Below are 12,221 nucleotides of genomic sequence, written 5' to 3' on the forward strand. Positions count from 1 at the left end.
GAACCAGTGTATACCCCTTAGCTTTAGCCCCGAGGGGTGATGAGTTTCAATCCTCGAAACAATCCGCGCGACCATCTGCGCGGATGGTGGCCGCCCCGTCCAGAATCGACGCCGCCCGTCTGCGCGTGCGTACAGACGGATCCGTCACCGACCGGTTGCGCGGTGAGGGCAGGATCGCCGCAATCCGGGCTGCCTGTACCGGGCTTAGCTGCGCCGCAGAGGTGTTGAAGTTGCGCCGGGCCGCTGCCTCGACCCCAAAGACGCCCTGCCCGGTTTCGGCCACGTTCAGATAAACTTCAAGTATGCGCTGTTTGCTCCAGATGATTTCGACCAGCGGCGTGATCGAGGTTTCCAGCGCCTTGCGCACCCAGCTTCTGCCCTGCCAGAGGAACACGTTCTTCACCACCTGCTGCGAGATGGTCGATGCCCCGCGCGCGCCGCCGTTTTCAAGCGCGTCGCGGATAGCCTCGACATCAAATCCCCAATGCAGGCAGAAATTGGCGTCCTCGGCAGCCACGACCGAACGCACCATGACCGGCGAGATTTCCTCAATCGGGACCCAATCACGCTCGACCTTGCCCAGCCTGCGCCATTCAGACCAGATTGTATGGGTGACGGGCGGGTTCACCACGGAAAACAGCGCCACCAGACCGACGACAAAAATCACCACGCCCAGCATGGCGCGCGTCAGCCAACGGCGAATTAGGAACGGGGTCTTTTTGGTCTTGGGCGCTTTGCTTTTTCGACTGCTCGACTTGCGCGCTGCTTTTTTTGCCATGCTGATGCTATACGATGCGGCGCGCGGGTTGGGAAAGCTTTATATCGCCAGCGCGCGCGCCTCACGCGGGCGAATAACGGGGCGGGCCGTTTCCGGCATCAACGCGCGTCGGCTGCGCAATTGCGGAAACAGGTGCAGCAGTTCGGCCTGTGTGTCCCGGTCAGCCTGTGTCACCGCATGGCCCGGATAATAGCTTTCGCTTCTGGCCCCGTTGGCAATGACGATCTCATGCCGGGCAAATAACAGATGGATATAGTCCACCGTGCCGCCTTCGACGCGGACAACCGAATCGCCATTGACCAGACAATGGGCTGCGATCAGCACTTCGGCATGACCGAACAGATAGGGCGCGCGCCAGTCTGACACCAGCATCCGGTGCTGCGGTGAGACGATCAGGTCACTGTCCAACCCCAACACACCAGCCGCAAAGCGAATAGGGGCCAGTTTACCCTGCGCTTGCACTGTTGTGCGCCCGACCCACATCAACGGCTGCGCTCCATTGTCGACGGTCGTCACCAGATCGCCGGGCTTCAACGCCTCGACCGGGCGCGGCCCCGTGGGGGTGTCGATCAGGGTGCCGGGGGTAAAGCAGGGCGGCCCAAGATCGTTGTTGTTGATATCAACAGATCCAAAAGACGCGCCCTGATCGCTGAAATCCGTCACCGATGCACTGACGAAGGTCCCGTCCTGCAAAACCTGGCCATCAGTGGGGGTAAACACCTCACGCCCATCGGCAAGGTAGAACGTGACGCCCGTATAAGTGACTTGCGTTCCGTCATCGAGCTGAATGGTCACCATATCGTCGAAGTAAGAGGCGGTGATATCCTGACCATCAACCGAGTCATTCGCCAGACGGTTGATCAGCGCATCGTCGTTCTGATCGACAATGTCGAATTTCTGCACTGAGAGGGTAGAACCCACCACCGTACCGTTGGCCCCGGGGTTCGCCGGATCCAGAACGAAGAACTGATCGGTATAGGTCGTGGGCATGTGCCTGCTCCTGCCTACTCAACTCAATTGGGATGCAGACTGGATGCAAATCCCAAAGAAACCGTAGATAAAGCAAAGCGTGATCCGCACAAAATCGCAATAAACGCGGAAAATTTGACCAAAAAAGACAAAACCCGCGTGTTTTATCGGACACGCGGGTTTTCAGGTTTTGGATGACAGTCCGGCTTATTCGGCGGGGACCGCTGCAACTTCGTTGGTCAACGGATGGCTGAGCTTGTTCAGCATCTCTTTCGGGCAGACCTGCACAAAGTTGGCCTTTTCCACATCCCAGTGTTGCAGGATGTCCGCTGCCTTGCGGCTGAAAGTTTCGGCCTGATGGGTTTCGATCAGCGTTTTCAGCTGCTCTTCCCAATGATCGACGGTTACCGGGCAAGTCACAAGCGTCTCTTTGTTCATCAGCGCTTCGGCTTTGCCGTCCGGGTCATACAGATAGGCCATACCGCCTGTCATACCCGCACCAAAGTTGGCCCCGATATCACCAAGGATCACCGCCAAGCCGCCGGTCATGTACTCACACCCGTTCGAGCCACAGCCCTCAATCACCACCTTCGCGCCCGAGTTCCGCACGGCAAAGCGCTCACCCGCGCGGCCTGCTGCAAACAGGTGACCATCGGTTGCGCCGTACAGCACGGTATTGCCGATGATGGTGTTCTCGTCTGCTTTTAGCGGGCTGACCTGCGGCGGACGTACAACGATGGTACCGCCGGACAGACCCTTACCGACATAGTCGTTGGCGTCGCCCGACACCTCCAGTTTCAGACCCGGAGCCGCAAAGGCCCCCAGCGACTGACCGGCCGAGCCTTGCAGTTTCACATGCAGATGGTCGGACTGGAACGTGTTCCGCATCCCGAAATTCTGCACGATATGGCTGGAGACGCGGGTACCAACAGTCCGATGGGTGTTCTGGATGGCGTAAGACAGCTGCATCTTCTCGCCATCTTTCAGGAACCGGGCCGCATCGCGCACGATCTCGGCGTCCAGCGTATCCGGAACGGCATTCCGCTCTTTGCGGCGATCATAGACGATGTCATGCGCGCCATCGACGGTGATCAGCAACGGGTTCAGGTCCAGATCGTCCAGATGCGCCGAACCTCGGCTGACCTGCGCCAGCAGATCGGCCCGTCCGATGATCTCATCAATCGAGCGCGCACCGAGGCTGGCCAGCAACTCGCGGACCTCCTGTGCGTAGAATGTGATCAGATTGACGACCTTATCCGCATTGCCGGTGAACTTGGCACGCAGGTCTTCGTCCTGCGTACAGACGCCTACCGGACAGGTGTTCGACTGGCACTGACGCACCATGATACAGCCCATCGCGATCAGCGCGGCGGTGCCGATGCCATACTCCTCGGCCCCCATCATCGCGGCCATGACGATGTCACGCCCGGTGCGCAAACCACCATCGGTCCGCAGGGTCACACGGTCGCGCAGGTTGTTCATCGCCAGAACCTGATGCGCCTCGGTCAGGCCCATCTCCCACGGCAGACCGGCATATTTGATCGAAGTCGCGGGCGAGGCGCCCGTGCCGCCATTGTGACCCGAAATCAGGATAATATCGGCTTTGGCCTTGGCCACACCCGCAGCAATCGTGCCAACGCCCGAAGACGCCACCAGTTTCACCGTCACTTTGCAGCGCGGGTTGATCTGTTTCAGGTCGTAGATCAGCTGCGCCAGATCCTCGATCGAGTAGATGTCGTGATGCGGCGGCGGCGAGATCAGCGTCACGCCCTTGGTCGAGTGTCGCAGACGCGCGATCAGGTCGGTCACTTTCATGCCCGGCAGCTGACCACCCTCACCCGGCTTGGCCCCCTGAGCAACCTTAATCTCAAGCTCTTCACACTGGTTCAGGTACTCGGCAGTCACGCCGAACCGGCCCGAGGCCACCTGTTTGATCTTGGCCGACGGGTTGTCGCCATTGGGTTCAGGCACGAAATGCGCCGGATCTTCTCCGCCCTCACCCGAGTCAGACTTCGCACCAATCCGGTTCATCGCCACATTCAGCGCCTTATGCGCCTCGGGGCTGAGGGCACCCAGCGACATGCCCGGTGTGACAAAGCGCTTGCGGATCGAGGTGATCGATTCGACCTCTTCAATCGGCACCGGCTTGCCCAGCGGTTTGAAATCCATCAGGTCACGCAGGTGGATCGGCGGGTTCGATTGCATCTTGGCCGAATACTGCTTCCACAGCTCATAGGAGGCACGGTTGCAGGCCATCTGCATCATGTGCATCGAAGTCGCTTCCCACGCATGGGTCTCACCCGATTTGCGCGCTTTGTAGAAACCACCGATGGGCAGCACGTCCAGACCGCTGTCCCAGCCCTTGGCGTGAATCTCTTCCAGCTTGGTCTGGATACCGGTCACACCGATACCCGAAATCCGGCTGGTCATGCCGGGGAAGTACTCGGCCACCATGGCGCGGCTGAGGCCCACGGCCTCAAAGTTCAGGCCGCCACGATAGGATGAGATCACCGAAATCCCCATCTTGGCCATGATCTTCAGCAGGCCTTGGTCGATGGCTTCGCGATAGCGCGCGACGTTTTCGGTCAGGGTGCCGTCCAGCAAGCCGCGATCAATACGGTCCGCCAGCGAATCCTCAGCCAGGTAGGCGTTCACAACGGTGGCCCCGCAGCCAATCAGAACCGCAAAGTAATGCGGATCAACACATTCGGCAGACCGCACGTTCAGCGAGCAGAAGGTACGCAGCCCCTGACGGGTCAGATGCGAATGCACCGCGCTGGTCGCAAGGATCATCGGCATCGCCACACGACCCTCGCCCGAGTTCATATCGGACAGCACCAGATGCCCTGCACCCGAGCGCACAGCTTCTTCTGCTTCGGCTCTAACACGGGCCAACGCGGCGCTTAGCGCCCCACGGCCCGGTTCAAAGCTACAGTCGATCTCGGCCAGCGGAGAGTTGAAAGTCTCAACCAACTTATCCCACTGCGTGTTGCCAACGAACGGGCTTTCCAGAACGATGATCTCGGTCTGGCTGCTGTCTTCGTCCAGCACGTTCTTCAGGTTCCCAAACCGCGTTTTCAGCGACATCACCCGGTATTCGCGCAAGCTGTCGATGGGCGGGTTGGTCACTTGGCTGAAGTTCTGACGGAAGAAGTGGCTCAGCGGGCGGTATTTCTTGGACAGAACTGCCGAGGGCGTGTCGTCACCCATCGAGGCCAGCGCCTCTTTGCCATCCTCGGCCATCGGGGCAAGGATCTGTTCCAGTTCCTCAACCGAGTACCCCGCCGCGATCTGGCGTTTGCGCAATTCTTCACCCGAGAACAACGGAGCCTCGGATACGCCCGCCAGCGTTGCGTCGAGATCGTTGATCTTGCCGACCCACTCGCCAAAGGGCAGCGCGCGGGCCAGTTTGTCCTTGATCTGTTTATCGCGGAACAACTTGCCCTTTTTCATGTCGACGGCCAGCATCTGACCCGGCCCAAGAGCGCCTTTTTCAGTCACAGAAGCTTCGTCAATCGGCACCATACCAGCCTCGGACCCCGCGATGACCAAGCCATCGCCGGTAACGACATAGCGCATTGGGCGCAGGCCGTTCCGGTCCAGACCGGCGCAAACCCAGCGGCCATCCGTCATGGCCAGTGCTGCGGGGCCGTCCCACGGCTCCATCACCGAGTTGCAGTAGGAATACATGTCGCGCCACGCCTGCGGCAGTTCCACCGCCTGCTTGGACCAGCTTTCCGGCACCAGCATGGTTTTCGCCATCGGAGCCGAGCGGCCCGCACGCACCAGAACCTCAAAAACCGAGTCTAATGCAGCCGAATCCGACGATCCGCCCGCGATGATCGGCTTGATATCCTCGGCATAGTCGCCAAAGGTCGCCGAGGCCATGCGGATCTCGTGGCTTTTCATCCAGTTGATGTTGCCCTTCAGCGTGTTGATCTCGCCGTTATGGGCCAACATGCGGAACGGCTGCGCCAGCCACCATTGTGGGAAGGTGTTGGTCGAATAACGCTGGTGGTAAATCGCAAAAGCCGATTCAAAGCGTTCATCCATCAGGTCGGGGTAGAACACCGCCACCTGCTCGGCCAGCATCATGCCCTTGTAGATGATCGAACGGCAGGACAGCGACGCAAGATACAGGCCGGAAATGCCCGCAGCAGCGGCGGCTTTTTCGATACGACGACGGATGACGTACAGTTCGCGCTCGAACGTCTCTTCATCCACGCCTTTCGAGTTCGAGATCAGAATCTGCTCAATCTCGGGGCGGGTCGCATTGGCTTTTTCACCCAGACAGGTCACATCAACCGGCACGTGACGCCAGCCGTAGATGTAATAGCCCATGCGCAGAACTTCGGTTTCCACGATGGTCCGGCAGCTTTCCTGCGCGCCAAAGTCGGTGCGGGGCAGGAAAACCTGACCAACAGCAATCAGCTCGTTCAGATTGGGCTCGTGGCCGGTGCGGCGGATTTGGTCATAGAAGAAAGGCACCGGAATTTGCACATGGATGCCCGCGCCGTCACCAGTTTTGCCATCTGCGTCCACAGCGCCGCGGTGCCAGATCGCCTTGAGCGCGTCGATACCCGCGTCGACAACCTTACGAGACGCTTTACCGTCCACAGAAACGACAAGGCCCACACCGCAGGACGAATGCTCTTCTTCCTCGGAATAGAGACCGTTTTCCGCCATCCATTTGCGCTTGGCTTCCTCGGCCCGCACCCAATCGGCATCATATTTGGTCATTGGCTGTCTCCTTCTTCCGGCTGGGCGTACATCGCTTCGACCTGCGATTTGGTCATCTGCTGGCGTTCACCTGCGAACGCGTACCCGTCGGGCTTTTTGTCGATATAAAGTTCCAGTTTCAGCGGGTTGCCTGTGTCTTCGAACAGGCCCGCTGCCATTTGTGTATGTCCGTGCATCTCGCCGGGCAGCGTGATCCGGTACCAAAGGGCCGATCCGCACTCCGAGCAAAACGCGCGCTCCGCCCAATCGGACGAAGTGAAGGTCTTGACCGGGCCAAGCGCGGCATAGCCTGGCTCGGCCTGAAACGTCACCAGCATCGAACTGGTCCAGCGGCGGCATTGGTCACAATGACAGGCGCCCAGCGAGTCTTTCGCCGGGGTCGCGGTGACTGTGACCGCGCCGCACATGCATTGGCCTTGCAATTCGGGCATCAAACCCTCCTGTCGCTGGGCGTTGGGTTATTCGGCGGCGATGGTCGCTTTGGCATTGAACCGGTCGAGGATCGCGTCAGCGCAGTCGCGGCCGTCGCGGATCGCCCACACGACCAGAGACGCACCGCGCACGATGTCCCCAATCGCGTAAACGCCGTCCATCTCGGTCTCACCGGTCTGGAATGCGGCCTTAACGGTGCCCCAGCGGGTGACGGGCAGGTCGGGCTGGCCGAACAGAGTGGGCAGGTCTTCGGGCTCGAAGCCCAACGCCTTGATCACCAGATCGGCATCTTCCACGTAATCCGCGCCTTCGATCACTTCGGGGGCCTGACGACCGGAGGCATCGGGCTGACCCAAACGCATCTTCTGCACCATCACGCCGGACACCGTGTCATCGCCGGTGAAACCTTTGGGCGCGCTAAGCCATTCGAAGATCACGCCTTCTTCCTCGGCGTTCTGCGTTTCCCGCTGCGAGCCCGGCATGTTTGCGCGGTCACGACGGTACAGGCATTTGACTGAGGTTGCCCCCTGACGGATCGAGGTGCGCACACAGTCCATTGCGGTATCACCACCGCCGATTACAACGACCTTCTTTCCTTGCGCATTCAAGCGCCCATTGTCGAAATCCGCGACCTCATCACCAAAGCTTTTGCGGTTCGAGGCAGTCAGGAAGTCGATAGCCTTCTCGATTCCATTTAACCCACTGCCGGGCATGGACAGGTCGCGCGACTTGTAAACGCCGGTCGCGATGATCACGGCGTCATGCTTGGCTCGAATTTCTTCGAATTTCGCGGCATCCACGTCGCAATTCAATTCAAACGAAACGCCGCCATCGGCCAGCAAATCATTGCGGCGCTGAACGATGTCCTTTTCCAGTTTGAAGCCCGGAATACCGTACATCAGCAGACCACCCGCGCGGTCATAGCGGTCATAGACAGTGACTTGAATCCCCGCACGACGCAGCATATCTGCCGCGGCCAGCCCACCGGGGCCACCGCCGATGATGCCAACGCTTTCGCTCCGTTCTGCGGTCGGAACGACGGGCTTCACCCAGCCGTTGTCCCACGCGGTGTCGGTGATGTATTTTTCAATCGTTCCGATGGTCACGGTTCCGTGGCCGGACTGTTCGATGACGCAGTTGCCTTCGCACAGACGGTCTTGCGGACAGATACGGCCGCATATCTCAGGGAAGGTGTTGGTGGCCTGGCTGGTCTGGTAGGCCTCTTCCAGACGGCCCGTCGCGGTCAGGTTTAACCAGTCGGGGATGTTATTGTGCAGCGGGCAATGCGACTGGCAATATGGCACACCACATTGGCTACAGCGGCTGGCCTGCTCTTGCGCCTTGGCCGACGCATATTCCGCGTAGATTTCGTTGAAGTCCTCTTTGCGCACCTCGGCGGCACGTTTTTCCGGCATGTCCCGGTCGATCTGTACAAATTTCAGCATCGGTTGCTTGGCCACGGGTCAGACTCCATGAATTGGCTTGGTGAAAACTCCTTACGGGATGGTATACAGGATTAAAAGTCAATTATACTGACCTACTTTAAAAATATTTACCCCTCAAAGCTCTCAGATTGAAAAATATGAGGAAATTTAAATCCGAATCGGACCTATTTGCGTGCTTTTCTTTCCGGTGCCGCCCTTATACCCCTAAAATCAAACAAAGCATGGCGACAGCGCGGCAGGGCAGATGAGTCTTTTCCAATTGATTCTCGTGGCGATCATTCAGGGGATCACAGAGTTCTTGCCAATCTCGTCATCAGGTCATCTGATCCTGTTGCCCAGCCTGACCGGGCTGGACGATCAGGGGATTGCCATCGACGTCGCCGTTCATGTCGGGACACTCGGGGCCGTGGTTCTGTATTTCTGGTCCGACGTCAAACAGGCAATCGCGGGCCTGCCCCACGCCCTGACCGGGCGGGTTGATACGCCGCAATCCCGGCTGGCTATGGGACTTATCGTTGCAACGATTCCCACGGTCATCGTTGGGGCCATCCTGTTCAAAACCGGGCTAAGCCAATCTCTGCGTTCAATGGCCGTGATCGGGTGGACCATGCTGGGGTTCGGCCTTCTGCTGTATTGGATGGATCAGAAAGGCCCGCAGACCAAACAGACCAACGACTGGAGCCTGCGGGACGCGGCCATTATGGGGCTGTGGCAGGTTTTGGCGCTTATTCCCGGCACTTCGCGCTCGGGCATCACCATCACAGGCGCGCGGCACCTTGGGTACAGCCGGGAAGACGGCGCGCGGATCGCAATGCTGATGTCGATCCCGACAATTCTGGCCTCGGGCGTGTTGCTATCAGTGAACGTGATCCACGAGGCGGACGCGCAGTTGGCCAAAGACGGGGCCATTGCAGCCGCCTTCGCCTTTGTTTCAGCCTTGTTGGCACTATCTCTGATGATGCGACTGCTGCGCAGCGTCAGCTTTACACCCTATGTCATCTATCGGGTAATCCTGGGCACAATCCTGCTGGTGATTGCCTATAGCTGATCAGGTTCGCAGGTTGTCGGCCGATTTCTGAATCTCGTCATATTGACCCGAGGGGCGGAATTTCCACAGGTAATCCGGCAAGACAGATTCCAGAGTGACCGCCTCGATACCCAGATCACCAAGACCCTTCGCTCCGTCAGACACCACATTATCGCGGCGCAGGTTCTTTAACTGGTCGCGGGTCAGGATAGGGTTCGGGAACAGCTGGAAACTGACGAATTTCACGATATCCAGCACGCCTGCCATGATCTTTGCGGCAAAGAACGGAATTCCGATGATGACACGGCGGCGGTAGATCACATCCAGCATTTGCTGCATCAACGCGCGGAAGCTTTTGACCTCAGGCCCGCCCAACTCATAGGTGCCTGCCTCGGCCTGCCCCAGAACGCCCTGAACAGCCGCCTTGGCCACGTCATCCACATAGACCGGCTGGAATTTTGTATCCGCACCGACCAAAGGCAGAAACGGCCCCATACGGGTCATCCCGGCGAAACGGTTAAAGAACTGATCCTCTGTCCCGAAGATGATCGACGGGCGCAAGATCACCGCATTCGGCATATGGGCCAGCACGCCCGCCTCACCCTGTGCCTTGGTTCGGGAATATTCGCTGTCCGACTCGGCATCTGCACCGATGGCTGAGATATGCACCATCCGCGCCACGCCCTGTTCCGCAGCAATACGTGCGATCCGTCCCGCCCCTTCGGCCTGTACCGCATTAAACTCGTTCTTGCCCAGTTCGTTCAGCACACCCACGCAATTCACCACCGCATCGGCTCCGTGCATGACCGCCGCAACCGAGGCGTCATCGCGGATATTGCACAGCATCGGCTCGACCTGTCCAACCACGCCATAAGGTTTGACGAACATCGCCTCATTGGGGCGGCGCACCGCAACACGCACACGCCATCCTTCGTTTGCCATGCGCCGGGCGATATACCGGCCGACAAATCCCGATCCGCCATAAATCGTGACCAGTTTGGACATGCGAGTGCTCCTACTGATGGGTCTTGACCCGATCTACCGCCCATAGCCCCGGCAAACAAGGCGCAATAACGCCGCGCGTACGGGAAAAACCTCCGATTTTCTGAAGGTTTCGGGAGCGGGTCAAAAAACTTTCAAAAATCTCGGCGAATCTGGTTGACGCCCCTCGCTGCTGGGCTTAAACGCCCCCTCACGACACCTGCCCAGGTGGCGGAATTGGTAGACGCGCTAGCTTCAGGTGCTAGTGTCCGTATGGACGTGGAGGTTCGAGTCCTCTCCTGGGCACCAAATCCCCAAATATAAACGACCTAGATGCCTAACTTCATTGAAGTTTTAGCCATTTCTGTCGGATTACCCACCTGTCATAGCCGCACCAAAACGAGCCGCACATTCGCGCGGCTCATCACAGGTGCTTTGATTCCGATTAAGGCGGCAAATCGGGCCGCTAGCTGAGATCAGGATACCGACTGCTCGGATACGATCTCACCGAAACGGGTGAAGAACTTTCCCGACAGCTTCTTGGCCGTACCCGCGATCAGGCGACTGCCCAGCTGGGCAATCTTGCCACCGACATCAACGCTCGCCGTGTAAGCCAGAACCGTCTCATCGCCATCTTCGGTCAGTGTCACCTCGGCTCCGCCTTTGGCAAAGCCCGCAGCACCGCCCTTGCCTTCACCGGTCAGGGAAAACCCGCCGGGCGCGTTGGAATTGTCGAGCGTGACCTCTCCGGCGAACTTGGCTTTGACCGGGCCGATTTTCAGAACGACCTTGGCCTCAAGCTCTTCGGGTGAATTCTGGATCAACTCTTCACAGCCCGGAATGCACTCCTGTAATATTTCGGGGTTGTTCAAGGCCTTGTAGACCACATCCCGCGGGGCAGAGATGCGGATTTCGTCACTCAGTTCCATTCATATGTCCTTTGTTCAACAACATCTTGGGTAAACCAAAAGCGCGGTCTCAGTCGCCTCTTCCGGCGTTTGTTCGGGGCGCGCAGGCCACAAAGCCCGCAAGCGGTTAAGCACGTTTCTCATCATCAGACGCCTCCCTCGTCTTGTCGGTGTTTCGCCAAAGCACGATTTCGGCCAGGATCGACAAGGCAATCTCGTGCGGATCGATCGCGTGGATATCCAGCCCCGCCGGCGATTTAAGCTGCCCCGCCCGCACCGGGTCCAACCCCTGAGCGATGAGTTTCGCCGTCAGCGTATCAGCCTTTTGGCGGCTGGCCACCATGGAAACGCGGGCCGCATCGGTTTGCAACGCCGCCCTGAGCGCATCGCCGTCCCCTCGGCCCTGAGATGCCACAACCACGAAATCCCGCGCCTCAATCCCAAGATCTTCAACGGTACCGGAGGTGAAGCGCTGGAAGGGGCCTTCAATCTCGGCAGTTTCGCTGATGCACACGCGAAACCCGGTCAACGCGCCATGAACGGCCAGAGCTTTGGCAATGGGCGACTCGCCAAAGATCACCAGTCTCGGCGCGTGCTGGTAGGGCTCGACCAACAGATCGACCGTGCCACCGGACGGGCAGCCGCTTTTGAAAGTTTGTACTCCATCGGGGTCGGTCATGCTCACCACCTTTTCCGAAGGTTTGACCCGGATCATCTGCGGCGCACCACTGGCCAACGCCGACTGCGCCAAAGTTCTTACCGCACGCTGCACGCAGGCCCCGCCAAGATGCCCCAGAATGCGCCCATCCCGCGTGATCGCCGCCTTGCCCCCAGCCTTGGCCGAAGTTGCATCTGCCGTGCGCAAAACCGTGGCGACACAGAACGCCTCTCCGGTCTGGCGCAGCTGTTCTATGGTGTCAAAAATATCGAAATTGCCCATA

Annotated in this window: 9 protein-coding genes and 1 tRNA gene; 2 read left to right on the forward strand and 8 right to left on the reverse strand. The window is 59.0% G+C overall.

Annotated elements, in window-relative coordinates:
• Nucleotides 1-46: 46 nt before the first annotated feature.
• From mtgA to ACOQOY_RS11055, 5 genes are all read right to left on the reverse strand, one after another.
• Nucleotides 47-778: a monofunctional biosynthetic peptidoglycan transglycosylase gene (gene mtgA / locus ACOQOY_RS11035; protein WP_420585469.1), complete on the reverse strand. Its 732-nt coding sequence runs from the start codon at nt 776-778 to the stop codon at nt 47-49.
• Between the two features lie 39 nt (nt 779-817).
• Nucleotides 818-1,768 (reverse strand): Hint domain-containing protein, encoded by a 951-nt coding sequence (locus tag ACOQOY_RS11040; protein ID WP_420585470.1) that lies wholly within the window; start codon nt 1,766-1,768, stop codon nt 818-820.
• Nucleotides 1,769-1,954: 186 nt separating this feature from the next.
• Nucleotides 1,955-6,487 (reverse strand): glutamate synthase large subunit, encoded by a 4,533-nt coding sequence (gene gltB / locus ACOQOY_RS11045; protein WP_420585471.1) that lies wholly within the window; start codon nt 6,485-6,487, stop codon nt 1,955-1,957.
• On the reverse strand, nt 6,484-6,918 hold the full coding sequence (locus ACOQOY_RS11050) for a GFA family protein (protein WP_420585472.1): 435 nt from the start codon (nt 6,916-6,918) through the stop codon (nt 6,484-6,486). The genes gltB and ACOQOY_RS11050 overlap by 4 nt, the downstream gene beginning before the upstream one ends.
• A 27-nt stretch (nt 6,919-6,945) precedes the next feature.
• Nucleotides 6,946-8,379 (reverse strand): NAD(P)-dependent oxidoreductase, encoded by a 1,434-nt coding sequence (locus ACOQOY_RS11055; RefSeq protein WP_420585473.1) that lies wholly within the window; start codon nt 8,377-8,379, stop codon nt 6,946-6,948.
• 229 nt (nt 8,380-8,608) lie between these two features.
• On the opposite strand from ACOQOY_RS11055, the gene ACOQOY_RS11060 reads away from it, so the two are divergent.
• Nucleotides 8,609-9,412, forward strand: coding sequence for an undecaprenyl-diphosphate phosphatase (locus tag ACOQOY_RS11060; protein WP_420585474.1), 804 nt, complete (start codon nt 8,609-8,611; stop codon nt 9,410-9,412).
• Here ACOQOY_RS11060 and ACOQOY_RS11065 read toward each other — a convergent pair whose 3' ends face one another.
• Nucleotides 9,413-10,396, reverse strand: coding sequence for a complex I NDUFA9 subunit family protein (locus ACOQOY_RS11065; RefSeq protein WP_420585475.1), 984 nt, complete (start codon nt 10,394-10,396; stop codon nt 9,413-9,415).
• A gap of 198 nt (nt 10,397-10,594) precedes the next feature.
• Between ACOQOY_RS11065 and ACOQOY_RS11070 the strand changes: the two genes are divergently transcribed.
• Nucleotides 10,595-10,681: transfer RNA gene (locus tag ACOQOY_RS11070), tRNA-Leu, on the forward strand.
• Nucleotides 10,682-10,848: 167 nt separating this feature from the next.
• Here ACOQOY_RS11070 and ACOQOY_RS11075 read toward each other — a convergent pair.
• Together ACOQOY_RS11075 and ACOQOY_RS11080 are read right to left on the reverse strand one after the other, a co-directional pair.
• Entirely contained in the window at nt 10,849-11,301 is a 453-nt protein-coding gene (locus tag ACOQOY_RS11075; RefSeq protein WP_420585476.1) for a CoxG family protein, read from the reverse strand.
• Nucleotides 11,302-11,407: 106 nt separating this feature from the next.
• Nucleotides 11,408-12,220, reverse strand: coding sequence for an XdhC family protein (locus ACOQOY_RS11080; RefSeq protein ID WP_420585477.1), 813 nt, complete (start codon nt 12,218-12,220; stop codon nt 11,408-11,410).
• Between the last annotated feature and the right edge of the window lies 1 nt (nt 12,221).

Source organism: Ruegeria sp. (genome assembly GCF_965221235.1).
Lineage (GTDB): Bacteria > Pseudomonadota > Alphaproteobacteria > Rhodobacterales > Rhodobacteraceae > Ruegeria.

What these genes read in the sequence shown, in the direction of transcription:
- ACOQOY_RS11050 (WP_420585472.1), bottom strand. Translation starts at nt 6,918, where the DNA reads ATGCCCGAATTGCAAGGCCAATGCATGTGCGGCGCGGTCACAGTCACC.
- ACOQOY_RS11060 (WP_420585474.1), top strand. Translation starts at nt 8,609, where the DNA reads ATGAGTCTTTTCCAATTGATTCTCGTGGCGATCATTCAGGGGATCACA.
- ACOQOY_RS11080 (WP_420585477.1), bottom strand. Translation starts at nt 12,220, where the DNA reads ATGGGCAATTTCGATATTTTTGACACCATAGAACAGCTGCGCCAGACC.
- ACOQOY_RS11075 (WP_420585476.1), bottom strand. Translation starts at nt 11,301, where the DNA reads ATGGAACTGAGTGACGAAATCCGCATCTCTGCCCCGCGGGATGTGGTC.
- mtgA (WP_420585469.1), bottom strand. Translation starts at nt 778, where the DNA reads ATGGCAAAAAAAGCAGCGCGCAAGTCGAGCAGTCGAAAAAGCAAAGCG.
- gltB (WP_420585471.1), bottom strand. Translation starts at nt 6,487, where the DNA reads ATGACCAAATATGATGCCGATTGGGTGCGGGCCGAGGAAGCCAAGCGC.
- ACOQOY_RS11040 (WP_420585470.1), bottom strand. Translation starts at nt 1,768, where the DNA reads ATGCCCACGACCTATACCGATCAGTTCTTCGTTCTGGATCCGGCGAAC.
- ACOQOY_RS11065 (WP_420585475.1), bottom strand. Translation starts at nt 10,396, where the DNA reads ATGTCCAAACTGGTCACGATTTATGGCGGATCGGGATTTGTCGGCCGG.